Source organism: Streptomyces viridochromogenes (assembly GCF_001270495.1).
Classification (GTDB): Bacteria; Actinomycetota; Actinomycetes; order Streptomycetales; family Streptomycetaceae; genus Streptomyces; species Streptomyces viridochromogenes_A.
On record NZ_LGUR01000106.1, the window covers coordinates 151,899 to 176,594 of the forward strand.

General features: G+C 71.4%; 25 protein-coding genes. 17 read left to right on the forward strand and 8 right to left on the reverse strand.

What is annotated here, in order from left to right:
- Positions 1 to 302: 302 nt before the first annotated feature.
- Positions 303 to 953: a M15 family metallopeptidase gene (locus tag ADK36_RS11550; protein ID WP_053197251.1), complete on the forward strand. Its 651-nt coding sequence runs from the start codon at positions 303 to 305 to the stop codon at positions 951 to 953.
- Between the two features lie 34 nt (positions 954 to 987).
- On the opposite strand, the gene ADK36_RS11555 is transcribed toward ADK36_RS11550, so the two are convergent.
- Both ADK36_RS11555 and sodN read right to left on the reverse strand, forming a co-directional pair.
- Positions 988 to 1,986 (reverse strand): RNA polymerase subunit sigma-70, encoded by a 999-nt coding sequence (locus ADK36_RS11555; protein ID WP_053197225.1) that lies wholly within the window; start codon positions 1,984 to 1,986, stop codon positions 988 to 990.
- Positions 1,987 to 2,219: 233 nt separating this feature from the next.
- Entirely contained in the window at positions 2,220 to 2,615 is a 396-nt protein-coding gene (gene sodN, locus ADK36_RS11560) for a superoxide dismutase, Ni (protein WP_007491258.1), read from the reverse strand.
- A gap of 145 nt (positions 2,616 to 2,760) precedes the next feature.
- Here sodN and sodX point away from each other — a divergent pair, with 145 nt between their 5' ends.
- A complete protein-coding gene (gene sodX, locus ADK36_RS11565) occupies positions 2,761 to 3,198 on the forward strand; it encodes a nickel-type superoxide dismutase maturation protease (protein WP_048582172.1) in 438 nt (145 codons plus the stop codon).
- Here the strand turns inward: sodX and ADK36_RS11570 are convergent.
- Positions 3,102 to 3,731 carry a CGNR zinc finger domain-containing protein gene (locus tag ADK36_RS11570; protein WP_048582064.1) on the reverse strand — a complete coding sequence of 210 codons (630 nt, stop codon included), beginning with the start codon at positions 3,729 to 3,731 and terminating at the stop codon, positions 3,102 to 3,104. The two genes, sodX and ADK36_RS11570, sit on opposite strands and share 97 nt — an antisense overlap.
- A 99-nt stretch (positions 3,732 to 3,830) precedes the next feature.
- Between ADK36_RS11570 and ADK36_RS11575 the strand changes: the two genes are divergently transcribed.
- From ADK36_RS11575 to ADK36_RS11585, 3 genes are all read left to right on the forward strand, one after another.
- Positions 3,831 to 4,604 (forward strand): class I SAM-dependent methyltransferase, encoded by a 774-nt coding sequence (locus ADK36_RS11575; protein WP_199830151.1) that lies wholly within the window; start codon positions 3,831 to 3,833, stop codon positions 4,602 to 4,604.
- Positions 4,605 to 4,762: 158 nt separating this feature from the next.
- Positions 4,763 to 5,251 (forward strand): sigma-70 family RNA polymerase sigma factor, encoded by a 489-nt coding sequence (locus tag ADK36_RS11580; RefSeq protein WP_048582063.1) that lies wholly within the window; start codon positions 4,763 to 4,765, stop codon positions 5,249 to 5,251.
- Positions 5,248 to 5,967, forward strand: a complete 720-nt coding sequence (locus tag ADK36_RS11585) for a hypothetical protein (RefSeq protein ID WP_048582062.1) — start codon at positions 5,248 to 5,250, stop codon at positions 5,965 to 5,967. Before ADK36_RS11580 ends, ADK36_RS11585 begins: the two co-directional genes overlap by 4 nt.
- A gap of 61 nt (positions 5,968 to 6,028) precedes the next feature.
- On the opposite strand, the gene ADK36_RS11590 is transcribed toward ADK36_RS11585, so the two are convergent.
- Genes ADK36_RS11590 through ADK36_RS11600 form a run of 3 tightly spaced genes read right to left on the reverse strand, consistent with a single transcriptional unit; the run spans position 6,029 to position 8,749 of the window.
- Positions 6,029 to 6,790 carry an amino acid ABC transporter ATP-binding protein gene (locus ADK36_RS11590; RefSeq protein WP_048582061.1) on the reverse strand — a complete coding sequence of 254 codons (762 nt, stop codon included), beginning with the start codon at positions 6,788 to 6,790 and terminating at the stop codon, positions 6,029 to 6,031.
- Position 6,791: 1 nt separating this feature from the next.
- Positions 6,792 to 7,751, reverse strand: a complete 960-nt coding sequence (locus ADK36_RS11595; protein WP_048582060.1) for an amino acid ABC transporter permease — start codon at positions 7,749 to 7,751, stop codon at positions 6,792 to 6,794.
- A gap of 32 nt (positions 7,752 to 7,783) precedes the next feature.
- Complete coding sequence (locus ADK36_RS11600) at positions 7,784 to 8,749, reverse strand: ABC transporter substrate-binding protein (protein ID WP_048582059.1); 966 nt, start codon at positions 8,747 to 8,749, stop codon at positions 7,784 to 7,786.
- A 705-nt stretch (positions 8,750 to 9,454) separates the two neighbouring features.
- Here ADK36_RS11600 and ADK36_RS11605 point away from each other — a divergent pair.
- The 4 genes from ADK36_RS11605 to ADK36_RS11620 all read left to right on the forward strand — a co-directional run bounded on the left by ADK36_RS11605 (position 9,455) and on the right by ADK36_RS11620 (position 13,002).
- Positions 9,455 to 10,678: an NAD(P)-dependent malic enzyme gene (locus ADK36_RS11605; RefSeq protein WP_053197226.1), complete on the forward strand. Its 1,224-nt coding sequence runs from the start codon at positions 9,455 to 9,457 to the stop codon at positions 10,676 to 10,678.
- Positions 10,679 to 11,153: 475 nt separating this feature from the next.
- A complete protein-coding gene (locus ADK36_RS11610) occupies positions 11,154 to 12,116 on the forward strand; it encodes a zinc-binding dehydrogenase (protein ID WP_053197253.1) in 963 nt (320 codons plus the stop codon).
- Between the two features lie 113 nt (positions 12,117 to 12,229).
- The gene (locus ADK36_RS11615; RefSeq protein WP_003997975.1) at positions 12,230 to 12,439 is read left to right on the forward strand and encodes a helix-turn-helix domain-containing protein; all 210 of its coding nucleotides are present in this window, start codon (positions 12,230 to 12,232) and stop codon (positions 12,437 to 12,439) included.
- Entirely contained in the window at positions 12,439 to 13,002 is a 564-nt protein-coding gene (locus ADK36_RS11620) for a Clp protease N-terminal domain-containing protein (RefSeq protein ID WP_053197228.1), read from the forward strand. The genes ADK36_RS11615 and ADK36_RS11620 overlap by 1 nt, the downstream gene beginning before the upstream one ends.
- Before the next feature lie 93 nt (positions 13,003 to 13,095).
- Here ADK36_RS11620 and ADK36_RS11625 read toward each other — a convergent pair whose 3' ends face one another.
- Positions 13,096 to 14,145, reverse strand: a complete 1,050-nt coding sequence (locus ADK36_RS11625; RefSeq protein WP_048586078.1) for a PadR family transcriptional regulator — start codon at positions 14,143 to 14,145, stop codon at positions 13,096 to 13,098.
- A 1-nt stretch (position 14,146) separates the two neighbouring features.
- Positions 14,147 to 15,151, reverse strand: coding sequence for a DUF4097 family beta strand repeat-containing protein (locus ADK36_RS11630; protein ID WP_048586079.1), 1,005 nt, complete (start codon positions 15,149 to 15,151; stop codon positions 14,147 to 14,149).
- Positions 15,152 to 15,321: 170 nt separating this feature from the next.
- Here ADK36_RS11630 and ADK36_RS11635 point away from each other — a divergent pair, with 170 nt between their 5' ends.
- The 8 genes from ADK36_RS11635 (at position 15,322) to ADK36_RS11665 (ending at position 24,684) form a co-directional block, all read left to right on the forward strand.
- Positions 15,322 to 16,167 (forward strand): hypothetical protein, encoded by an 846-nt coding sequence (locus tag ADK36_RS11635; RefSeq protein ID WP_048586080.1) that lies wholly within the window; start codon positions 15,322 to 15,324, stop codon positions 16,165 to 16,167.
- A 112-nt stretch (positions 16,168 to 16,279) separates the two neighbouring features.
- The gene (locus ADK36_RS11640) at positions 16,280 to 16,459 is read left to right on the forward strand and encodes a DUF6104 family protein (RefSeq protein ID WP_030049542.1); all 180 of its coding nucleotides are present in this window, start codon (positions 16,280 to 16,282) and stop codon (positions 16,457 to 16,459) included.
- A gap of 175 nt (positions 16,460 to 16,634) precedes the next feature.
- Positions 16,635 to 16,991 (forward strand): CU044_2847 family protein, encoded by a 357-nt coding sequence (locus ADK36_RS11645; protein ID WP_048586081.1) that lies wholly within the window; start codon positions 16,635 to 16,637, stop codon positions 16,989 to 16,991.
- Complete coding sequence (locus ADK36_RS11650) at positions 16,988 to 18,931, forward strand: trypsin-like peptidase domain-containing protein (RefSeq protein ID WP_048586082.1); 1,944 nt, start codon at positions 16,988 to 16,990, stop codon at positions 18,929 to 18,931. The genes ADK36_RS11645 and ADK36_RS11650 overlap by 4 nt, the downstream gene beginning before the upstream one ends.
- A 136-nt stretch (positions 18,932 to 19,067) precedes the next feature.
- Entirely contained in the window at positions 19,068 to 20,066 is a 999-nt protein-coding gene (locus ADK36_RS11655; RefSeq protein WP_048586083.1) for an AAA family ATPase, read from the forward strand.
- A 3-nt stretch (positions 20,067 to 20,069) separates the two neighbouring features.
- A complete protein-coding gene (locus tag ADK36_RS11660) occupies positions 20,070 to 23,339 on the forward strand; it encodes a tetratricopeptide repeat protein (protein WP_048586084.1) in 3,270 nt (1,089 codons plus the stop codon).
- A complete protein-coding gene (locus ADK36_RS48740; RefSeq protein ID WP_159029307.1) occupies positions 23,336 to 23,488 on the forward strand; it encodes a hypothetical protein in 153 nt (50 codons plus the stop codon). The genes ADK36_RS11660 and ADK36_RS48740 overlap by 4 nt, the downstream gene beginning before the upstream one ends.
- Positions 23,485 to 24,684 carry an FxsB family cyclophane-forming radical SAM/SPASM peptide maturase gene (locus tag ADK36_RS11665; protein WP_078942571.1) on the forward strand — a complete coding sequence of 400 codons (1,200 nt, stop codon included), beginning with the start codon at positions 23,485 to 23,487 and terminating at the stop codon, positions 24,682 to 24,684. Before ADK36_RS48740 ends, ADK36_RS11665 begins: the two co-directional genes overlap by 4 nt.
- Positions 24,685 to 24,696 lie beyond the last annotated feature (12 nt).

Genomic DNA, 24,696 nt, shown 5'->3' on the forward strand with positions numbered 1-24,696 from the left:
CCGCTGTCGCCGCGCACGCCGAAGAACGCCTCGGCCGCAAAGGCCGAGCCGGGATCCGAGCGGTGCTCACCTTCCCCCGTGTGCCACTCGCCTCGCAGGTCGGCCGAGGGGTGGACCTGCCAAAACCTACGGCACGGGATCGGCCGTAGCGACAGGTTGCGGCGTGAACACAATCACCGGGGGCTGAGGGAACCTCGGGTCCGACGGGGCGTCGTGTTAGCGGCATTTGCTGGGGGTTGTCGGTGGTATCCGACGCGGGGTGTGGAACGCACGGGATCGTAGGCAATGATCAGTGCATGAGCGTGAGCGAGATCGTGCTGATGTCAGATCCGAAGATCGCGGCGATCCCGGTGGCCGATTGCGGCGAACCACTCGTCGACGTCCGGCTCCACGAACCCCTCGCCGTGGACTCTCGCAGGGCCGATCGGGCAGGGGCGTTCGCGCATCTGCGAGAAGGGGTGCTGCTTCGTCTCCTGAAGGCGCAGGCACTGCTCCCGGAGGACATCCGCCTGCTGTTCGTCGAGGGGTACCGGCCGCCCGCGCTCCAGCGCGACTACTTCGAGGAGTACGCCGACGAACTGCGCGCCGACAACCCGCACTGGTCGGCGCCGCGGGTGCGCGAGGCCGCGAGCCGTTACGTATCGCCACCGGAGATCGCGCCGCACAGCGCCGGCGCCGCGGTGGACCTCACCCTGATCTCCGCCGACGGCCACGAACTCGACATGGGATCCCCGCTGAACGCGAGCCCGGAAGACAGCGACGGCGCCTGCTACACGGACGCGGACAACATCGGCTCCGCTGCCCGCGCCAACCGAAGGGTGCTCCGCGACGCCCTCACCGCCGCGGGCCTGGTGAACTACCCCACCGAGTGGTGGCATTGGTCCTACGGCGACCGCTACTGGGCTCTTTCCGCCGGAGCCGACAGGGCGGTGTACGGGGCGCGGGAACTCTGACGAGCGGTGAGGGCCGCGTCCTTCCCCACCGGGACTACTCCGTGCCGTCACCGGGCAGACGCTCCGGCAGCCCGAGCCGCGGGAACCGGTCGTCGTGGAACGTGACGATCTCGGTGATCGCCCCGCCGGTGACGCGCAGGACGTCGATCGTCAGCGGCAGGTACGCGCCCTCCCGCTCCTGCCAGAGGTAGAAGGCGACGGCGGGCTGCCGGTTCACGGAGGTGAGGACGGCGCGCAGGCCCTTCATGCCCTCGAAGCCGCTCTCGACCCAGTCGTTCACCACGGCGTCGCGGCCGACGTACAGGCCCGGCGTGGGCGGCATCGAGCAGCGGACGTCGTCCCGCAGCATCGCGGCGAGCGCCGGGATGTCCGTGGCCACGCTGGCCTCGGTGTAGCGGCGCACCAACTCGCGCGTCCCGGAGTCCAGTTCGCCGCCGGTCCAGTCCTGCCGCTCGGCGGGCAGGTACTCCCGCATGCCGGCGCGGGCCCGCTGCAGCGCGCTGTTCACGGAGTTGACGGTGTCCCCGAGGAACTCCGCGACGTCCTTCGCCGGCCAGCCCTGCACGTCCCTCAGGATCAGCACGGCCCGCGGGCGCGGAGCGAGGTGCTGGACCGCGACCAGGTACGCCAGCTCGATCGTCTCCCGCGCCACGGCGACCGTCTCCGGCTCGTCCGCGTCGCCCGCGGGCAGCTCGTCGAGCAGCCGGTCCGGGTAGGGCTGCAGCCACAGCACCTCGCCGCCGGTCGCGGGCTCCGGGCGGCGCTTGGCGAGCAGGTCCAGGCAGGCGTTGGTGGCGATCCGGTACAGCCAGGCCCGGAACGTCGACCGCCCCTCGAAGGTCTCCCGCCGCCGCCAGGCCCTGAGGAACGTCTCCTGCACCGTGTCCTCGGCATCCTCGAACGACCCGAGCATCCGGTAGCAGTGCACGTGCAGCTCCCGCCGGTGCCTCTCCGCCAGCCCCGAGAACGCCGGCTCGTCGACCTCGCCCAGACTGCTGATGCCCAGCTCCTCCAGCCGCGTGTCCGCACTCATCACGTCATCCTTCCGCCTCGTCGTGTCCCGTCGTAGGTGTGACGGGTGCGGGCGCGGAAACTCATCACCAGGGTCGGTCGGCACGGCTGATCCGGTGAGTCCAGGTCTCTGTCCGGACAAAGAAGACCGCACCCGACCCGTCAAGGACGCCGTTCTCGGCGGCCTGCGGGCCGGGTGCGGGCAGGTTGACCAGACGACCAAGGAAATCGCAGGTCAAGCGGCATGATCGAGGATCAGGCCTTCTTGGTCTCCCAGAAGATCTTGTCGATCTGGGCGATGTAGTCCAGAGCCTTCTGACCGGTGGCCGGGTCGGTGGAACCCTTGGCGGCCGAGAGGGCCTTCAGGGCGTCGTTGACCAGCTGGTGCAGCTCCGGGTACTTCTCGAAGTGCGGGGGCTTGAAGTAGTCGCTCCAGAGCACCGAGACGTGGTGCTTCGCGAGCTCGGCGCGCTGCTCCTTGATGACGGTGGCACGCGCCTGGAAGTGCGGGTCGTCGTTGGCGGCCATCTTTTCCTGCACGGCCTTCACCGACTCCGCCTCGATGCGGGCCTGGGCCGGGTCGTACACACCGCAGGGCAGGTCGCAGTGTGCGCTGACCTTGACCTTGGGGGCAAACAGGCGGGAAAGCATGGAGCATTCCTTCCTCGTGATCGTCTTCTCAGGTGGGACATTACTCCCTGCGAGACGGGTTTTGGCGGGTGCCCCCATGGGCTTAGGACAAAAGTCCAGGGTCAGACTGAGACTGGTGGAGGACAGTACCGGGGAGGTGCCGGGGATGCCGGAGTTGTCGCAGGACGTCGAGCGCGGGCGGGCCGCTCAGCCCTTCGGGTGGGCCGAGGTGACGGGGCCGTCGATGGTGCCCACGCTGTATCACGGCGACCTGCTCGTGGTGTGGCACCGGGGCCGGATCAGGCCCGGGGCCGTGGTGGTGCTGCGGCATCCGTTCCAGCAGGACCTGCTCGTCGTCAAGCGGGCCGTGGAGCGGCGTGAGGGCGGCTGGTGGGTGCTCGGTGACAACGCGTACGCCGCAGGCGGGGACAGCACCGACTACGGCGTCGTGCCCGACGAGCTGATCCTGGGCCGGGTCCGGCTGCGCTACCGGCCGCGCAAGCCGGGTCAGCGCTCGCCGCTCGCGGTGGCGCGCTGGGCGTTGTCGGCCGTGCGGCCCGTCTTCGCCGACCGGTCGGCCTCCAGGCGTTTGCGGGCGCGGTAGGCGGCCACGTTGGCGCGGGTCGCGCAGCGGTCCGAGCAGTAGCGCCGGGAGCGGTTGGTGGAGGTGTCCAGGTAGGCGTTGCGGCACGGGGACGCCTCGCAGAGGCCCAGGCGGTCCACGCCGTACTCGGTGAGGTGGAAGGCCAGGCCCATCGCCGCGATGGCCGCGTAGCCGGCGGTCGCGTTCGACGGGTGGTCCGCCAGGTGCATGTGCCACAGAGGGCGGCCGTCGTCGTCCCGGAAGTCGTGGCCGGAGATCTGCGGGCTCACCGGGAACTCCAGGAGGAGGGCGTTCAGCAGGTTCACCGCCAGCGCCTCGTCGCCCTGGTCCGCCGCCTCGAAGACCGACCTCAGCCGCGCGCGCACCGAGCGGAAGCGGGTGACGTCCCCGTCGGTGGCGCGACGGGCCGCCTCCTGGCTGACGCCGAACAGATCGCGGACGGCCTCGACCGAGGTCAGCGAGTCCTTGCCCCGGGCCGGGTCCTCGCTGTTGACGAGTCGTACGGCGTAATCCGAGTAATAGGCCAGTTCCACTTGTAGTCCTTACGGAGGCGTTCTATCGTCGTGGTGCGGTCGGGTAACAGCTGATCGTGCTTCCAGGGTATTACGTGACGTGCGCTATGGAGGGGTTCGATGACGGACACGGACATCACCACGACGACCGGAGCCGACTGGGCCGCCTGGCAGGAGAGCTGGGACCGGCAGCAGGAGTGGTACATGCCCGACCGCGAGGAACGCTTCCGGATCATGCTCGACATGGTCGAGGCCCTCGTCGGCCCCGCCCCGCGCGTGCTCGATCTCGCGTGCGGCACGGGAAGTATCACGGCCCGGCTGTTCGCGCGGTTCCCGGGGGCAACCAGCACGGGCGTCGACCTCGACCCCGCCCTCCTCGCCATCGCCGAGGGCACCTTCGCGCACGACCAGCGGGTCTCCTTCGTCACGGCCGACCTCAAGGACCCCGACTGGCCGGCGAAACTGCCGTACGACTCGTACGACGCCGTCCTGACCGCCACGGCCCTCCACTGGCTGCACCGTGAACCCCTCGCGGCCCTCTACGGTCAGGTCGCGGAGCTGGTCCGCGACGGCGGTGTGTTCCTGAACGCGGACCACATGATCGACGACTCGACGCCCCGGATCAATGAGGCCGAGCGCGCGCTGCGCCACGCCCGCATGGATCAGGCCAAGGCGGACGGCGCTCTCGACTGGTCCGAGTGGTGGCAGCTGGCGGCGCAGGACCCGGTCCTCGCCGAACCCACGGCCAGGCGATTCGCGATCTACGGCGAGCACGCCGAGGGCGACGCGCCGCCTGCCGAGTGGCACGCACGCGTGCTGCGCGAGAAGGGCTTCGGGGAGGCCCGGCCGGTGTGGTGCTCGCCTTCGGACACGCTGTTGCTCGCGGTGAAGTAACCGGGTGACCGAGTAGCCGGGGCCGGCCCGGACGGGGCCCTACGACGGGCGGACGCGGTACGAGAGACTCGTACCGCGTCTTCTGCGTCCTGGCGGGTGTCCCACCGCACTGGAAGGGTGAGGCGGTCCGTCACCCGGCGGGCCGGGGAGGGGGAGGGATGACGCGGGGCGCGGACGCGGCTCTGCACGCCTTCGTCGAGAGCAGACGCACGGCGCTGTTCCGCAGCGCCTATCTGCTGTGCGGCAGCCGCGAGGAGGCCGAGGACCTCGTCCAGACGACGCTGGTGAAGGTCGTCCTCGGCGCGCGCAGGCACCGGCGGCTGGACAACCTCGACGCCTATGCGCGCAGGACGCTGGTCAACACCTTCATCGCCGCGCGTCGGCGCTTCTGGCGGCGCGAACGGGCCTACGGCGAGGTGCCGGACGTGCCGGGGCAGCCGGTGGACAGCGACACCGGAGTCATGGTGCGGGCCGCGCTCGCCCGGCTCGGGCCCAAGCAGCGGGCGGTGCTGGTGCTGCGCTACTGGGAGGACCTCAGCGTCGCCGACACCGCCGAACTGCTCGGCATGCGGGAGAGCACGGTCAAGAGCCACACGGCGAGGGGGCTCGCGGCACTGCGGGCCGCGGTGCGGGAGGAACACGTATGAGCCGGGGCGACGTGAGCGAGGTGCCGCGGGTGACGGAGCTGCTGGGGCGGGCCCTCCAGGGCGTTCCCATGCCGTCGGGGCCCGGTGCGGACGCGGTGTTCGCGCGGGCCGCACGGGTGCGGTGGCGTCGGAGGAGGGCGGTGACCGGGACCGCGGCGGCCGTGGCCTTGGTGGGTCTGGTCGGGACCGGGACGCTGCCGTGGAACGGCCCGGAACGGTCGGGGGCCGCGCGCTCCGCGCCCGCGTCCGGGGCGGAGCGGCTGGCGAGGCTGCTGCCGCCCGGCATCGGCGAGATCCGCGAGGTCGGGAACGTCGTGGGCGAAGGACCGTACGACGGGCTCTACGCCGTCCACAAGGACGGCGGCGTCGGATATCTCAATGTCCAGGTCCTGCCGAGCCGGCGGGAGGACTGGCCGGTGGCGGCCGACGAGGGGTGCTCGTCGGACGTCCCCGGGACGTCGGCGGCCTGTGTCTCCGAAACGCTGCCGAACGGCGACGAGCGCGAGTCCACCGAGTCGACGCGCGAGAGCCGCGGGGACGGCACCACCTCGCGGCCCTGGCGTTCCGTGCGGCTGTTCACCAAGGGCTACGCGGTCATGATCAGGGCCGGCAGCGGGTTCGCCGGCAGGTGGGGGCTGGGGCCGGGACTCGACGCCCCGCCGTTGACCGCGGAGCAGCTGCGTGACGTGGTGACGGCGCCGGAGCTGCTGCCGTAGGGCGAGCACATGCGGAAGGGGCGGTACGAGGATCTCGTACCGCCCCTTCACCGTCGTACTGTCAGAGCACCTTGGACAGGAACGCCTGCGTCCGCTCGTGCTGCGGGTTGGTCAGGACCTCGCGGGGGTCGCCCGACTCGACGACCACGCCGCCGTCCATGAAGACCAGGCTGTCGCCGACCTCGCGGGCGAAGCCCATCTCGTGGGTGACGACGACCATCGTCATGCCGGACTCGGCCAGGTCGCGCATGACGTCGAGGACGTCACCGACCAGCTCCGGGTCGAGGGCCGAGGTCGGCTCGTCGAAGAGCATCAGCTTCGGGTCCATCGCCAGCGCCCGGGCGATCGCCACGCGCTGCTGCTGGCCGCCGGAGAGCTGGGAGGGGTAGTTCCCGGCCTTGTCGGCGAGGCCGACGCGGTCGAGGAGCTCCCTCGCGCGCTCCCTGGCCTGGGCCTTGCTCACGCCCTTGACCTGGATCGGCGCCTCCATGACGTTCTCCGCGGCCGTCATGTGCGGGAACAGGTTGAACCGCTGGAACACCATGCCGATGTCCCGACGCTGCTGCGCGACCTCGCTGTCCTTGAGCTCGTACAGCTTGTCGCCCTTCTGGCGGTAGCCGACCAGCTCGCCGTCGACGTACAGCCGCCCGGCGTTGATCTTCTCCAGGTGGTTGATGCACCGCAGGAACGTCGACTTGCCGGAGCCGGAGGGGCCGATGAGGCAGAACACCTCGCCGGACTTCACCTCCAGGTCGATGCCCTTGAGGACCTGGACGGCGCCGAAGGACTTGTGGACGCCCTCGGCCTTCACCATGGCGGTCATCTCACTTGCCCCTCTCGCTGCCCAGGCCGAGCATGTTCGCCTTGATCTTCTGCCACGGCGTGGGCGGCAGCTGGCGCAGCGAACCACGGGCGTAACGACGCTCCAGGTAGTACTGGAAGACGCTGAACACGCTGGTCATGACCAGGTACCAGATGCACGCCACGAACAGCATCTCCATCACGGCGTACGACGTGGAGCCGATCGTGGAGGTGGCGCGCAGCAGTTCGTTGTACGTCACCGCGTACACCAGCGACGAGGTCTTCAGCATGTTGATGAACTCGTTGCCGGTCGGCGGCACGATCACCCGCATCGCCTGCGGGATCACGATGCGGCGCAGCGTCTTCGCGTGGCTCATGCCGAGCGCGTGCGAAGCCTCGGTCTGGCCCTCGTCGACGGCCATCAGACCGGCGCGGCAGATCTCCGCCATGTACGCCGCCTCGTTCAGGCCCAGGCCCAGCAGGGCCGCCATGAACGGGGTCATGACGTCGACCATCTCGTCCTTGTAGATCGGACCGAGATTCAGGACCGGGAAGATCAGCGCCAGGTTGAACCAGAGGAGGAGCTGGACGTAGACCGGCGTGCCGCGGAAGAACCAGATGTAGACCCAGGCCACCCAGCTCGTCACCGGGTTCTTGGACAGGCGCATCACGGCCAGGACCACGCCCAGGACCACGCCCATGACCATCGCCAGGACGCTGATCAGCAGGGTGCGGCCGGCACCGGCGAGAACCGTGGAGTCGAAGACGTATTCGCCTACGGCGTTCCACTGGATCTTCTCGGCGGTGGCGAAGGCGTTGACGAGCAGGGCCACCAGGGCCAGCACGACGACACCGCTGACCCAGCGGCCGTAGTGCCGGACCGGAATGGCCTTGATCGCCTCGGGCGGGAGGGCCCCGCCCTCCTTGGAGACGGCGGCCGACGGCGTCGCGTCGGCCGGCTCCTTGTCGAACTTGTCAGTCACTGTGACTGCCCTTCAGTGCTTGCCCGGGACGGTCACTTGCCGCCGTTGATCGCGGCCTTGTCGATGGCGCCGGTCTCGGCGCCCCACTTCGCGAGGATCTTCTTGTACGTGCCGTCCTCGATGATCGCGTTGACGGCCTCTTCGAGGGCCGCGGTGAGCTGCTTGTTGTCCTTGTTCACCGCGATGCCGAACGGACCGGCGTCGACCTGCTCGCCGACGACCTCGAAGGCGTTGCCGCCGTCGGCCTTGCGGGCGAGGTCCACGGCCACCGGGTAGTCGTTGACGCCGGCGACGGCGCCGCCCGACTTCACACGGGTCTGGGCCTCGGTGTCGTTCTCGAACGGCTCGATGTTGATCTTCTTCTTGCCGTCGTCCGTGCAGGCCTTGGACTGGGTCTGCAGCGCCTTCTCGTACGTGGTGCCGCGCTGCACGGCCGCCGTCTGGCCGCAGAGGTCCTCGATCGAGTTGATGTTCTTCGGGTTGCCCTTCTGGACGTACACGGCGGTGCCGGCCACGAAGTAGTCGACGAAGTCGACGCCCGGGCCGAGCTTCTTGCCCTTGTCGTCCAGGCCGTCCTGGCGCTGCGGGGTGTCCGTGATGGAGGACATGGCGACGTCGTAGCGGCCGGAGTTCAGGGCGGTGATCAGGCCGTCGAAGGAGCCGGAGGTGAACTGGAACGTCACTCCCAGCTTCTCGCCCAGCGCGGCGGCGATGTCGGGGTCGACGCCGACGATCTTGCCGCCCTCCTGGAACTCCATCGGGGCGTACTCGGCGTTCGTACCCGCCTTGATGACGCCCGCGTCCTGGATCTTCTTGGGCAGCTTGTCGAACAGCGGGGCGGCATTCGACTTCCCCGTCTCGTTGCCGCCGTCGCCGCCGCTGTCGTTCGTCTGGTCACCGCAGCCGGTGAGAATCAGGGCGCCTGCGACCGCGATCGAGCCGACCGCTGCCAGCCGGGAGCGCGTGGCGGTCGTACGACGGGTGGAGCTTGCGGTCATGGTGGGTTCCTCCGGCGGATGGGTGGAGTTGCCGATGGGGCGGGCGCCTGCCGATGGGTTCGGCCGGTGCCTTGGTTTCGTAGGTCGACGAGAGCACACACCTTCGAGTGCCGCGACCTCGTGTGATTACGGCATCTTGCCATTCGGACTTAGGCATTCAGGGCGCCCGCGATGTCAAAATCGGATAACGGGTGACTTCCGAACCGCCTCAGGTCGGACATCCAGGCCGCACCTTCTGCGGGAATCTGTCCTTCCGACCGGAAGATCTTCGGTCTGTCTCGGCTGGTGGGCCGATCGCGGGCTGGTTGTGGGCCGATTGAGGGCTGTGTGGGCCGGTTGGGGTCGGGTTTGCGGGTGACGGTTGTTACTTGTGGTTTCTTTCGTCGATTGTCCGCTTATTCGGCCACGAATCACACCGGGATCGTCATCGGCTTGTGTCCGATTCGTGTCGTCCGCGTGCGTGTTTTCCTTCTCGTCATGTGATCTTGGACGTATTGGACTCGTCGGCGGCGCGGTCCGTCCGGTAAGAAGGTTCTTTACACCCCTCATCCGGGGCTCAGGGCGCGTGTGCGGCGCGCCCGTCGCGTATGTGCCCGTACGTCGTACGTCGCACGTATCAACGAGCAGGGTCATACGCGGTCCCGCCCACTTCTCACCAGGAGTGGTCCCACCCTCAAACCATGAACACTTAAGGGGTCAGACAAAGTGGCAGCGGAGATCGTCAATCCTCGCAGCGGCGGCAATACCGATCAGGACGGCGGGGTCGAGCCCCTCGATTCCTTCGATCCGGCCTTCGCGCTGCACCGTGGCGGCAAGATGGCCGTGCAGGCCACCGTGCCGGTCCGGGACAAGGACGACCTGTCCCTGGCGTACACGCCCGGCGTCGCGAAGGTGTGCAGCGCGATTGCCGAGCAGCCGGAGCTCGTGCACGACTACACGTGGAAGTCGTCCGTCGTCGCCGTCGTGACCGACGGCACGGCCGTTCTCGGGCTCGGGGACATCGGGCCCGAGGCCTCCCTTCCGGTGATGGAGGGGAAGGCGATTCTGTTCAAGCAGTTCGGCGGCGTCGACGCCGTGCCGATCGCGCTGAACTGCACCGGCGTCGACGAGATCGTCGAGACCGTGGTGCGGCTCGCGCCGTCCTTCGGCGGTGTGAACCTGGAGGACATCTCGGCGCCTCGGTGCTTCGAGATCGAGCGGAAGCTCCAGGAGCGGCTGGACATTCCGGTCTTCCATGACGACCAGCACGGTACGGCTGTGGTGACGCTGGCCGCGCTGAGGAACGCCGCGCGGCTGACCGGGAAGGGGCTCGGGGATCTGCGGGCCGTTATCTCGGGGGCGGGCGCGGCTGGTGTCGCCATCGCGAAGATGCTGGTCGAGGCCGGGATCGGGGACGTCGCCGTCGCGGACCGCAAGGGTGTGGTGTCCGCCGACCGGGACGACCTGACGTCGGTCAAGCGGGAACTGGCCGGGTTCACGAACAAGGCGGGGATCACCGGGTCGCTGGAGGCGGCCCTGGAAGGTGCCGACGTCTTCATCGGTGTTTCCGGCGGTACGGTGCCGGAGAAGGCGGTCGCCTCCATGGCCGAGGGCGCGTTCGTGTTCGCCATGGCCAACCCGAACCCCGAGGTGCACCCCGACGTCGCGCACAAGTACGCGGCGGTCGTGGCGACCGGGCGGTCCGACTTCCCGAACCAGATCAACAACGTGCTGGCGTTTCCGGGGATCTTCGCGGGCGCGCTTCAGGTGCGGGCGTCCCGGATCACCGAGGGCATGAAGATCGCGGCGGCTGAGGCGTTGGCGGCTGTGGTGGGGGACGACCTCGCCGCGGACTACGTCATTCCGTCGCCGTTCGACGAGCGGGTGGCGCCGGCGGTTACGGCTGCGGTGGCCGCGGCGGCTCGGGCGGAGGGTGTCGCTCGGCGGTGACGCGCTCTGCCGAGAGCTGAGCCGCTGCGAGCTGGATGGCCCCGCCCGGGATGGGCGGGGCCTTCTTCTTTGCCTGGGGTGCGGCCGTTCGGGTGGGGTGGGTGTGGTGGTGCCTGCGGCGGCCCGTTGCGGTGCGTGGGGGTTCGCGGCTGTGCCTGCGGCGCCTGTGCGGGTTGGGTGGGGGTGCGCGTAGCGCCTGCGGGTTCGTTGTGGGGCGGGGCCGCGTCGGGGGGTGTCCGTCCTCGGTCCGGCGGGCTGGCGTACTGCCAGGAGGTGCTGTTTCTTGACACCGGACTCTGCGGGCGGAAACCCCCCGACGCGTCCCCTCACCGCCGTACGCGGCTGCCGCGCCGCGGTCGCGACCCCTCAGGGCGGCCTACGTCGCGCAGCCCGATCGCGGGCGTATTGACAAGAGGGCGTGTCTCACAGGGCGCTGCGGTTCCGTTGGTCGGTGGGGGAGCCTATCGTCAAGGTCATGTTCGCTGTCTATGCCGCCCGAATCGACCGCGACGAGCCGCTCTCCGGACTGGAGTTGGGGGAGCGTCCGGCCCCTGAGGCCCGCCCCGGTTGGAGTACCGTCAACGTCAAGGCCGCCTCGCTCAATCATCACGATCTCTGGTCACTGCGGGGCGTGGGTCTGCCCGAGGAACGGCTGCCGATGATCCTCGGCTGTGATGCCGCCGGGGTCGACGAGGACGGCAATGAGGTCGTCCTGCACTCCGTGATCGGGCAGAGCGGGCACGGGGTGGGGCCCAGGGAGCCCCGGTCCATCCTCACCGAGCGGTATCAAGGGACGTTCGCGGAGCAGGTCGCCGTGCCTACGTGGAACGTTCTTCCCAAGCCCAAGGAGCTCTCCTTCGAGGAGGCGGCTTGTCTGCCGACGGCTTGGCTGACCGCGTATCGGATGTTGTTCACGAACGCGGGAGTACGGCCGGGGGATTCGGTGCTCGTGCAGGGGGCCGGGGGTGGGGTGGCCACTGCTGCCATCGTGCTCGGGAAGGCCGCGGGGCTGCGTGTCTTCGCCACCAGCCGGGACGAGGCCAAGCGAAAGCGGGCCGTGGAGCTGGGGGCCGTGGAGGCCGTGGAGTCCGGGGCTCGGCTGCCGGAGCGGGTCGATGCCGTGATCGAGACCGTCGGTGCCGCTACCTGGTCGCACTCCGTGAAGTCGCTGAAGCCCGGGGGCACGCTGGTCATTTCCGGTGCCACGAGTGGGGATCGGCCCTCGCACGCCGAGCTCACCCGGATCTTCTTCCTGGAGTTGAAGGTCGTCGGGTCCACGATGGGGACCAAGGACGAGTTGGAGGATCTGCTTGCCTTCTGTGCCGCCACGGGTGTGCGGCCGGTGATCGATGAGGTGCTTCCCATGGAGCGGGCCCGTGAGGGCTTCGAGCGGATGGCGTCGGGGGAGCAGTTCGGGAAGATCGTGCTCACCACCTGACAGCTGGGAAGGTATTTGCGCCTTTGCGGCGGGTTCGGGGCTTTGCCCCGGCCCGCCGTTTTGCTTGTCAATGTGGGTTGACATGAAGCCGTGTGTCAACTTAGGTTGACGTTATGACCGAAGCGACAGATCTGGCCGAGCGGGCCGGCGATCGCGATCCGCGGGTCGGGTTGCGGGCCGTTGCGGCGTTGCGCCGGCTGTTGGAGCAGCTGGAGGCGGTGCAGGTGCGCAGTGCGCGCAATCAGGGGTGGTCGTGGCAGGAGATCGCCGCGGAACTCGGGGTCAGCAGGCAGGCCGTGCACAAGAAGTACGGGAGGCGTTGATGTTCGAGCGGTTCACGAAGGACGCCCGTGCGGTGGTGACGGGGGCGGTTGAGCATGCCGAGAGGGGAGGGGGGCGGAGCGTTGACGCCGAGCATCTGGTGCTCGCCCTGCTTGATCGGGAAGGCAGCCGGGCCTCTTTCGCGCTCGCCTCGCTCGGTGGTGGGGAGTGGCTGGAGTCCGTGAGGCGGGCGCTGGGCGAGGCTCGGCGCCGGGGCGGGCTGTCGCAGGCCGAGGCCGATGCGCTGGCCGGGCTGGGGATCGATGTCGCGGAGATCGTCGCCCGGGTGGAGGAAGCGCATGGGGTCGGGGTGCTGGCCGGGGACCCGAAGGACAGGGGGTGGTGGTCGGGGCGGCGGTCGTTCAGCCGCGGGGCCAAGGATGTGCTGGAGCGGGCGCTGCGTATCGCCGTCGCCCGTAAGGATCGGCATATCGGCGACGAGCACATTCTGCTGGCGCTGACCAGCCGTCCTGGGGTGCCCGCCGAGGTCCTCGCCGATCACGGCGTGACGTACGAGGCGGTCACGCGGGTGTTGTACGGCGGGGGAGAGGCCAAGGCCGGGTGAGGTGCGGCTTGGCTGGGTAACCCGTCGCGGGTTGGCTGAGAAGCCAGCTCTGGGCAGTGCGGTCGTGGGATCAGTCGCACTGCCCAGGGGGCGTCATGGCTTCGGGGTGCGCAGCAGTGCTCCGATGTGTGCCGCCGCAGTCGACAAGTGGCGGCGGGCGTCGCGGAGCTGGTCCGGTGTCACGCCGTGGTCCCTGGCCGCATCGCGGATGTCGTCGCGGAACCGGTCGAGCAGGCGGTCCAGGTCCCGGGTCGGGTCGTCGGTGGGGGGCTCGTGGGCCCAGGTGGGTTCGTAGTCGGCGGGGAAGTCCTCGGGGGTGTCCGAGTAGTCGGGGTGGTGCTGGGGCGACTTGGGGGTGTCCTGGCGGCCGAAGCCGAAGTCCCGGCCGAACTCCTTGCCGTAGTTCTTGCCGAAGTCGCCGAACTCCTTGGCCAGCTCTGTCAGCCCCTCCCGTACGCCCGTCGGCCAGTCGCCGCGTACGAAGTGGTCCTGTACGTGTTCCTGGACCCGGCGGGCGATGCGCTGGACCTCCTCCTGGGCCTCGGTCCGGGCGCGGTCCTGGGCCTCCTTGGCCTGGCGTCGGGCGCGCTGGGCCTCCTCGCGCGCGCGGCGGCTCTCGTCCTTGGCGCGCCGGGCCTGTTCCTTCCACTCCTGCTTGGCGCGGCGCATCTCCTCCTTGGCGGCGCGCCACGCCTCCTTGTCGGTGTAGTCGGAGAGGTCGGAGAAGGGTGCGTCCGGCCTGGCGCCGTTGCCCTGGCGGGCCTCGGAGGCCGCCGCTCGCATCTCGCGGCGCAGATCGCCCGCCGCGCCGCGCACATCGGCGCGGATCTCGGCGGCCAGTTCGGCGACCGACTCCCTGATCTCCAGCTCCAGGTCGGCGAGTTCGCCGGAGCGGTCGGCCAGCTCGGCGCGGCCCGCGTCCGTGATGGCGTACACCTTGCGGCCGCCCTCGGTGGTGTGGGTGACCAGGCCCTCGGCCTCCAGCTTGGCCAGTCGGGGGTAGACGGTGCCGGCCGACGGTGCGTACAGCCCCTGGAAGCGCTCTTCGAGGAGGCGGATCACCTCGTAGCCGTGGCGCGGGGCCTCGTCCAGCAGCTTCAGCAGGTAGAGGCGGAGGCGGCCGTGGGCGAAGACGGGAGGCATGTCAGAGCACCTTCTTGTCGGTCGTGCCGTCGGCCGGGGCGTGGGGCGGGGTGTCGGGCGGGGTGTCCGTCGGGTCGTCGCCCTGGCCGGAGACGGAATTGTCCCCCGAGGTGTGGTGGGTGCGCGGCAGCGGGTCGGTCGTCGGGCCCGTGGCCGGAGGCTCGGGCTCCTCCCGGGCCTCCGCCTCCCACGGCTCCTCCTCCCTCGGCGGGCGGCGCAGCAGTGCGATCGAGCCGGAGACCGTCGTCGCCCGGAGCGTGCCGGTGCCGGCGCCCAGGCGGCCGGTGATCTTGTGGGCGCCCCACTGGCCGTGCACCCGGAGGCCCTCGAAGGCGTTGGAGATCCTGCCGCTGGCGGTGTTGGCCTCGACGTCCGCGTCTGCCGGGGCCGGCAGGCGGATGGCGATCTCGCCCGAGACGCTGGTCAGCCGGACGTCGGTCGGGCCCTCCGGGTCGAGGTCGACGATCATGGAGCCGCTCACGGAGTCGGCCTTCACGCGGGGGCCGGAGCCGTCGACGACCGTGAGGTCGCCGGAGACGGAGTTGAAGTGGAGGTCGCCGGTGACGGCCTGGGCCTCCAGGTTTCCGGAGACCGTGTCGGCGCGGACCGGGCCGGACAGGCCGACGAGTGTCGTGTCGCCGGTGACGCCCTTGACGACGGACGGGCCGTGGATCCCGGAGATCACCGCCCCGGCGCCGACCACGCCCACCTCGACGCGGGTGTCGGCCGGTACGGCCAGGGAGACCACCGCGCTGCGGCGCCAGCCCTTGCGGTCGAGCCACTTCAGGAAGCCCTTCCAGGGCAGGTCCTCGTACGCCACCGTCAGCGTGCCGTCCTGCTGGGTCACCACCAGGGGCGGGCCCTCGATCTCGGAGATCTCCAGGCGGGCGGAACCTTCGTCCGTCCCCACGACGTTCACCGTTCCGCTGACGATGCGGACCTGGAGTTCGCTCACCGGCTCGTCGAAGGTGAGTTTCCTGGACTCTGCTACGGACCACTCGGACATGGTGCGGACCTCCTGGGCGACCGGACTCGGCCGCACGGGCCGGATCTGAACACGACACGCCATATCGCGTCTTACGAGAAACACGATATATCGCGGACCTCGAAAGTCAAGGCACTCGTTCTGGTGATCACAAATCTCGCGAGGTGGACAAAACGGCCTAGCGTGTTGGTGTGCCGACGGAAGAGTCCAGAACCGCCCGCCGGGGCCGCCCCGCCCCCGGCGCCCTGTTGCTCTGCCGCGCGGAGCCGGAGTCCGTCGCCCCCGCCGCCCGGCTGCTGCGCGAGGACATGCTGCTCGCGTCGGCCGGCGGGGGGTGGAGTGTGCTCGTCCCCGAGGGCCGGCCGTGGCTCGAGGGCGGCGAACCCGTCGACCGCGTCCTCACCGGCTGGGCCACCGCCCTCGCCGTAGGCGCCCCCTGGCCCGTTCTCGCCCTGTGGTGGGACGCCGACCGCGCCGGATACACCCTCGCCTCCGGCTTCCGCCGCCCCGTCGGCTACGTCTGGCTGGCCAACGGCACCCCGGCCGGCGAGGACGAGGCCATGCGCACCTTCGCCGGCCGGCTCGGTCTCGATCCGGTCCTGGACGTGCAGTCCCTCGACATGCTGACGCGTCCCGACTCCGCAGCCGACGCGCGGGCACGCATGCGTGGCCTGATCGCCGTCCTCACGCGCGTGGGCGTGTCCCTGCCCGTCGGCCTCGTGCCCGGCGAGGACGCCGAGGGCCTCCGGGCGGTCGCCCGCGTCCAGCCGCACATCCGGCTGATCGAGTGGGCGGGCTGGCGTGACGCCCTCCGCGCGGAACTCGACGCCGTAGAGGGCGGCCGCCTCGGCCCCTGGCTGCCCTGGGCCGGCGGCCCCAGAGCACCCACCCTCGCCCTGGCCCAGGTCGCGGTCGGCCTGCCCGTCACGGTCTGGGGCCTGCGGCGGCACAGCGGTGGCTGGATCGCGGCGGGCGCGGTGCTGCTGGCGCACGGCGCGCTGGCGCTGGCGTACGACCTCACGCACGTACCCGACTGACACCGGGGACCTGCCAGGGCCGGCTCGGGGCGGCATACCCTGAGGCTGTAGGTCCCGAGGGCCGGTCCGTCAGTGTCCCGAGGGCTTGTCCCGTCAGTATCAGGAGCAAGAGTTGTACTTCACCGACCGTGGCATCGAAGAACTGGAGAAGCGGCGCGGCGAGGAGGAGGTCACCTTCGAGTGGCTCGCCGAGCAGCTGCGGACGTTCGTCGATCTCAACCCGGACTTCGAAGTGCCGGTGGAGCGGCTGGCGACGTGGCTGGCCCGCCTGGACGACGAGGACGACGACTAGGCCGTGTCCGCACGGCCCGGGGTCGTCTCTCCGGCGGATCATCCCGGCGTCGCGGGCCGGCCGGGCCCGTCCCGCATATTCCTGCAACCAACCTGGGTATGAGCCTCGTCGCTGTTCAAGTGGGCGCCGTCCAGGACCGGTTGACCTGACGGCTCGGGCTCTTCGGGGGAATGTTATGAGTCACATCCAGGACATCGAACTGCCGAACGGCACGGTGATCACCGCCCGGATCGGCGCGGCCGACCCTTATGACGACCAGGAGGACGTCGGCTTCACCGAGGCCGCCGTCGCCAAGGTCGAGCAGCTCCAGGACCTGATCAAGGCCGTCGGCGGCACCGTTCTCGACGCGGCCCGGTCGGCCAGGCCGGACGAGGCCTCCATCACCTTCGGCGTGGAGCTGACCGCCAAGGAGGGCCTGGCGGTCGCGGTGCTCGCGCGCGGGGAGGCCAAGGCGTCCCTGGAGGTCACCCTCACCTGGCAGTTCGACCGTGGGGGCGCGGGGGAGGGCGACGAGAGAGCGGTCGGCGCATGAGCGAGCGCGGCGACCGTCTCTTCGATCTGGTCCGGGCCGCCACCGTCCATCTGCTCCCCGCCGGAGGCAAGGACAGCCCCTTGTGGGGCAGCGGATTCTTCGTCGCGCCCGGCTGGGTGCTGACCGCCGCCCATGTGCTGCGCCCGTACCTCGCGGCGGACCGCACGGTCCTGTTCCGGGTACGCGGCGAGGGCGTCGACGCCGAGGCCCGGCTCGCGGAGTGGCTGATCACCGACCCGCGCGGCCCCAAGGTCCCGCTGGCCGAGGACCTGGCCCTGGTCCGGCTGGTCGGTGAGCACCCTCACGAGTGCGTGTGGCTCACCGACCGCGCCGCCCGCCACTCCGGCGCCCTGAAGGCCTGCGGCTACTACCCCGGCCCGCCCGAGGCCCACTTCCGCATGGTGGACGCCGTGATCAACGGCCAGGAGGACACCCACGGGCTGATCATCAAGCCCGACATCGACCTCCAGAGCGGGATGTCGGGCGGCCCGTTGTTCGACCCGGCGACCGGAGCCGTCGTAGGGCTGATCAAGTCGCGGCGCAAGGAGAAGGACGGCGGCAAGGCGGTGGCCATCGCCGCGCTGCGCCGGTTCGGGGAGACGTACCGCACGGTCATGGCCGCCCACGACCGCTGGCACGGCGAGGAGCCGGTGTCGGAGAGCGGGGACAACTGGATCGACCTCCAGGGCGGACCGACGGCCGACCAGGGCGCGGTCTGGACGCCCCGCGACCGCCGCGAGGCGCTCGCCCTGCTCGCCGAGCTGCCGCCGCCGCCCGACGAGCCCACCGTCAACCTCATCGCCAAGAAGGCGCGCAGCGGCAGCCAGTGGCCCGGCGCCACACCCGAGCTGCGGACCTGGCGCGACGGCCACGGCCTGCTCTACGAGGGCGCCGACCCGCTCATCTTCCTGCGCTACCTCCGGCTCGTCGAGGCCCATGCCCGCGCGCGGGGCGCGGGCAGCGCGCTCCTCGGCGACTGGATCACCAAACGGCTGCGCAAGGACCCCCGCCGCCCACTGCACGCCCTGGCCCAGGACGTCACCCTGCCCGACGAACTCCGGCCGCCCCCCGAGGGCACCGGCCCGGAGCGCGTGGTGATCTCCTATCCCGGCCCCGGTGAGGGGCCCGTCGTGGCCCTGCTGCTGGACCCGGTGATCGGTGCGCAGCCCGTCCGGTTCTTCTGGCAGATCTGGTACGACGACGGCGACGGCCTGCCCGAGGTCCACGAGACGGACCCCTCCGTGCACGGCTGCCGGCCCGACGAACTCGTCCAGGCGCTGCGCGTCCCGCTGGGCGGACTGCTGGAGTCCAAGGACCGGGAGGGCGACCCCGTACCGCTCGAAGTCGGCCTGCCCGCCGAGCACTTCGACACCGCCGTGCACCGGTGGCGGTTCGCGGACATCGCCGCGCTGAACGACCCCGGTCACCTGGGCGCACGCCGTCGCCTCGTGCTGCGCGCTCTTGAGCGCCGGGGATATCCGGACAACCGCTGGCTCGACCGCTGGCAGGGCATGACGGCCGGGCGGCGTTTCGAGGGCTGGCGCATGCCCCCGCCGGGCGCCGTGGACCCCACGGGATACCGCACCGCCGAGCGCCACCGCATCCCCGTGATGTGCCGCCCGGCCGGACACGGCACCGGGAACGTCGCCATGAAGCACGCGCTGAACAGCGGCCACGCCGTGGCGCTCTGGCACATCGGCCCGCACCCGGAGCGCGGCGCCTGTCTGCCGGAGTGCGACACGCTCCACGCGCGCGTGGAGAAGTTCCTCGAAACGCTCGGCTCGCTGGCCGAACTCCCCGACCGGCTGCGGCACGTACGGCAGGACATCAGCGAGCAGCGCCCCGGCAGCACCTGGGCCGAACCGCTCGCCCTGCTCTACGACGATCCGCGCCGGCCCCTGCCGGCCGAGGAGACGGAAACGGTGGACGCGCCCCTGTGAACCGCGTCGAAGGCTGGCCGAAATCTCCGGTGTACCAAGGCAGTTGCGGGTATGTTTTCAGGGGCCCGCTGCGGGCGCACGACGCTCCCGTCGGCCAGGACGTGGACTACCGCCGACCGTCGACGAGGAGCGCACCATGAGCGAGTGGTTCATCTACCGGGGCGTCGGGCAGCCGGATCCGGCCAGGATCGACGCGCTGCCGGAACCACCGCCCTGGCGGAAGTTCGACGGCGCGACCGTCGACTACGAAGTCCCGCAACTCGACTCCGCCACCCACCGCAGGCTCGGCGAGCGGACCGTCCCGCTGCCCGTCCAGGACCCCGACGCCCTCGAACTCGTCAACGCCGCGCTGTACCTGAGGCGCCCGCTCCTCGTCACCGGCGAACCAGGCGTCGGCAAGTCGACGCTCGCCCACTCCGTCGCCTACGAGCTCGACCTCGGCCGCGTCCTGGAGTGGCCGATCGTGAGCCGCAGCGAACTGCGCGACGGCCTCTACACCTACGACGCCATCGGCCGCCTCCAGGACGCCCAGCTGCCCGGTGAGGAAGGCGCCCGGGACATCGGCCGGTACATCAAGCTCGGCCCGCTCGGCACCGCCCTGCTCGGCGCCGACAAGCCCCGGGTGCTGCTCATCGACGAGCTGGACAAGAGCGACATCGACCTGCCGAACGACCTGCTGAACGTCCTGGAGGAAGGCCGCTTCGCCATCCCCGAGCTGGAGCGCATCGCCGACCGCGCCCCGGAGGTTCGGGTCCTCACCGACGACGGGCGCCGGGTGACGGTGACCGGCGGTCAGGTCCAGTGTCACGCCTTCCCGTTCGTCATCATGACCAGCAACCGCGAGCGCGAGTTCCCCGCCGCCCTGCTGCGCCGCTGCATCCCGCTCGATCTCAAGGCCCCGCGCGACGAAAGGCTCGCCGCCCTCGTCCAGGCCCACTTCGGGCAGGGTTCCTACGACGCCAACCGCGACTTCGTCGACCAGTTCACCCAGTCCGAGACGGACGGCGCGCTGCGCCCCACCGACCAGCTGCTCAACGCCATCTTCCTCGCCCAGCACGCCGCCCGGGAGGCCGACCGACGGCGCGAGGAGATCTCGGAACTGCTGATGCAGCCCCTCGACCGAGGGCCCCGGTAGCCGATGACGCCCCCCGCTCCCGGCATCCCGGCCAGCGGCGTGAGCCCGTGGCTCACGGCGCTGGTCGCGCGTATGCGGGACGCGGGCATCCCGCCCGGCGTCGAGGAGCTGGCGGACGCCCTGTGGCTGGCCCGCCGGCTGCCGCCCTCCCCGGAACAGGCCGGCAGGGTGGGGGCGGCTCCCTCCTCCGGTCCGGAACCGGCCGCCGGCACCGGAACACCGTCCCCGCGCACGCGCCAGGCCCCGCGCCCGCCCGCCGAGGACGACGAGCAGCCGGAGCCCGACAGCGCCCGCCTGTTCGCACCCGGCCCGGGCGGCGACGACACCGACGCCCGGATGACCCCGGTCCGTGTCCCCGCCGCACCCGCCCTGCCCGAACCCCTCGCCCTGCAACGGGGATTACGGCCCCTCCAGCGCTACCGCGCCCCCGTACGCCCCGTCCCGCGCACCCTCGACGAGCACGCCACCGCCGAACGCGCCGCCGAGTCCGGTCTCGTCCTGCCCGTCCTGCGCACCGACCGGCGCCGCGAGGCCCGCCTGCTGCTCCTGATGGACGTCTCCACCTCCACGGTCGTATGGCAGCAGGCCCTCGACGAACTGCGCCAGGTGTGCGCCCGCGCCGGCGCCTTCCGCGAGGTGCAGGTGCGCTATCTGCACGAGGTGCCCGGCGGACTGCCCGGCTGCGCGGCCACCCCGGAGCCGGGTGCCGCCCTCCACGCACCGGAGCAGCTCAGCGATCCGACCGGACGGCGCGTCACGCTGCTCCTCAGCGACTGCGCCGGGCCCATGTGGCGCAGCGGGCAGGTGCAGCGGCTGCTGCACCGCTGGGCCGGTACCGCGCCCGTGGCCGTCGTACAGCCGCTGCCGCAGCGGATGTGGCTGCGCACCCATCTGCCCGCCCGGCGCGGGATGTTGCACCGGCGCGAAGGGCCCGCCGGGTCGCTGCTGTTCCGGCCCGACAAGGAGCCGGTCGTCTTCGGCGCGCTGCCCGTACCCGTGCTCGCGCTGCGGCGGGGGTCGGTGGAGGGCTGGGCGCGGCTGGTGTCCGGCGCCACGGGACAGTCGCTGTCCGCCGCGGCCGCCTGGGTGCGGGCCGACCATCCCGCGTCCGCGGCACCGGTGCGGGCCGCGCAGGAACGCAGCGGTGCCGAGCGCGTCCGCGCCTTCTGGCGTCCGGCGTCGTCCGAGGCGCGCCGACTGGCCGTGTATCTGTCCGCGGTGCCGCTGTACCTGCCGGTGATGCAGCTCGTCCAGCACGCCATGCTGGCCGGGAGCGGGCCGGACGTACTGTCCGAAGTGCTGCTCAGCGGGCTGCTACGGCGGCGGGAGGACACGGACGACCCACGGGCCGTCCGCTACGACTTCCTGCCGGGGGTGGCGACCGAGCTGCGGTCCCGGCTGACGGTCGGCGAGGTGGAGCTGCTGTTCAAGCACTGCTCCGAGTACGTGGAGCGGAAGTTCGGGCGCAGCGCACGGAACTTCCCTGCGCTGGCCGGGGCGTTTCTGCGGGGCGCCGTGCCGCCGGGCGCGCACCGGGAACGGCTGACCGGTCCGGCGGAGCGGGAACCGGCCGGGCTGCGGGCGTTCGCCGAGGTGTCGGCCGACGTGCTGAGGGACCTGGGGGCGCGGCTGCCCGCGGTGGCGGGGACCATGGCGGCAGGGGCCATGGCCGCGGGGCAGAGCGCGACGGAACTGCTCGATCTGGGCCGGCAGGCGCTCGCGCGGTTCGACGGCGAGGGACTCGTCCGGGAACTCGACGCCGCGGTGGAGTACTCACGGCAGGCGGTCGCGGTCGCGGGATCGGGCGGTCAGCGGATCCCCGCCGGCGAGGAGCTGGCCAACGCGCTGCTCGCCCGGTGGCGGGTGCGCCGAGTGGGCGAGGACCTGCGGGAGGCGTGGGAGGCGCTCGACGGGCAGGCCGTCACGGTGCGCGGACGGCTCGTACTCGGGCTGGTGTGCTGGGCTCAGGCACAAGAGGTGGCGGGGAGCGGGGTCGACTTCGACGGGATTCCGCAGAGCCTGCGGGACTGGGCCGGGGCCGAGCCGGGGCAGGCGACGGAGCGGGCGCGGGACGTGCTGCTGTACCTGGCCGACCTCAACCTCGGCGCGGTCCTGGCGGAGGAGGAGTCGGAGCCGGCGGCACGGGCCCGCAGGAGGACCGCAGCGGAGGCGCTGACCGTCGTGCGGCGGACCCTGGCGGACGTCGGGCCCCACGGCCCGGACTGGCGCGTGCTCCAGCTGCGTCGGGCCGTCGACGCGGCGAGCGCGTGGCTGCGGCTGTCCGGCTCCGTGCACACCCTCGTGGCCCGGGGACGGCTGTGGCTCGAACTGGCCCGGGAGCGCGAGGGCCACGACGTGGTCGCCGCCGACGCCGCCGCGAGTGCCGCCGAGGACCTCATGGAGGCGGTCCGGGACGAGACCGCCCTGCCGGCCGCCGAGCGCTGCCGGATCTGGCTGGACGTGGCGGTCGCTGTCGAGATCCCGCAGACCGAGCGTCAGGAGGGGCTGCTGCTGTACGCGGTGGAGCAGGCCCAGCGGGCCGCGGGCGACGACCCGGAGCTCGGGTTCGAGTGCCTGGTGCGGGCCGGGGGGATATACCGCGGCCGCCACGACCAGACCGGAGAGCTGACCGAGCTGAACCGCGCCGTCGAGGCATGGGAGCAGGCGGTGCGATTGCTCGGTGAGGACGACCAGCGACGGCCCCGCGTGCTGGCCGACCTCGGCCGGGCACTGTATGTCCGGTTCGGCCTCAGAGGAGAGGCCGAGGACATCGCGAGGAGCGTCGACCATCTGCGTCAAGCGGTCGACGAGTGCCTGCCCGACGACCCCCAGCTACCGTGGCTGCGCCTGAACCTGGGACGCGCCTACTACCGCCGTTACCTCCTGGCCGGCGTGCTGACCGACCTGTACGAGGCGGACTGGCTGTTCGCGGAGGCCGTCCGCGGTTCCGAGCACCCATGGCTGCTCGCCCAGTGCCGGATCAGCCGGGGCAACGTGGCCCGGCTGCTGTACGAGCGCACTGCGGCCATCGCCGACCTGCACAAGGCGGTCGACTTCTTCAGCCAGGCCGTCCGGATCGCCGAGGAGGCGGGTGAGGTGGAGCTGGCGGCCGCCGCCCTCACCGAACGGGGTCGGGCACGCAAGGCGATGGGCAGGGCCTACGAGGCCCGCATCGACTACGACCGTGCCCTCCGCCTGACGGACGACCGCGACCGCGTGCGCCTCCTCCGCTCGCTCATCTCCCGCCTGTCCCCCGAAACGGCCGACGAGTGACCCTCCCCACCGACGACACCCACATACCCCTCCCGGAGATCGCGCCACCCGACCACACCGACCACCCGGTTTTGGCCGCGATCCTCGCCGAACTCCGCACCCGTGAGGGGGAGAACACCGTCGTCGCCCACTACGAAGACGCCCCATGACGACCCACCCCCACCCGACGTGGCCGCACGCCCTCCTCGACACCACGGCCCATCGGCCCGTGCCCTTCCGGCAGTTCGTGCTGAAGGTGCACGGCCGGTGCAACCTCGACTGCACCTACTGCTACCTCTACCAGGGCCCCGACCACGGCTGGCGTGACCGCCCCGCCCGTACCCCCGACCGCACCATGCGCCGCGCGGCGGACCGGATCGCCGAGCACGTCCGCACCCACCGCCTCGACACCGTCCGTATCGAACTCCACGGCGGCGAACCCCTCCTCACCGGCCCCGACCCCGTCCTCGCCTACGCCGCCGCGGTACGGGAGGCCGTCGACTGCCACGTCACCGCCACCGTCCAGACCAACGGCACCCGCCTGACGGCCAGGGCCCTCGACCGCCTCGCCGGCGCGGACATCCGGGTCGGCCTCAGCCTCGACGGCGGGCGCGCCGCGCACAACGCCCGCCGGACCGACCACGCCGGACGCCCCGCCTGGCCCGCCGCGCACGCGGCGGCACAGCGGCTCGCGGCGCGCCCGGAGTCGTACGCCGGAATCCTCTGCACGATCGACCTGGCGGCCGATCCCCTGGACGTCTACCGCTCGCTCCTCGCGCTGCGCCCACCCGGGGTCGACTTCCTCCTCCCGCACGCCAACTGGGACCGGCCACCCCCGGGCATGCCGAGCCGGCCCCCGGGCAGGCACCGCCCCCAGCCCACGCCCTACGGTGACTGGCTCGCCACCGTCTTCGACGCCTGGTGGGACGAGGGGCGGCTCGGCACGCGCGTACGGCTGTTCCAGGAGATCACCGGACTGCTGCTCGGCTCCCCCAGCCGCGCCGAGGCCGTGGGGCTGTCGCCGATGGCGGCCGTCGTGGTCGAGACGGACGGCGCCATCGAGCAGGTCGACTCGCTCAGGTCGGCGTACGAGGGCGCCTCGGAGACCGGCCTGGACGTCTTCCGGCACTCGTTCGACCAGGCCCTGCGCCATCCCGGCGTCGCCGCACGCCAGCTGGGGGAGCGAGGGCTCGCCGACGAGTGCCTGGGCTGCCCCGTGGGGAAGGTGTGCGGGGGCGGGAACTACGTGCACCGGTACGCTCCCGGGACCGGGTTCCGGCATCCCAGTGTCTACTGTGCCGACCTGGAGCGGCTCGTCCGGCACATCGCGCACCGGCTGGAGCGGACGTCTCGCGCGGCCCGGTGACTGGAACAATGC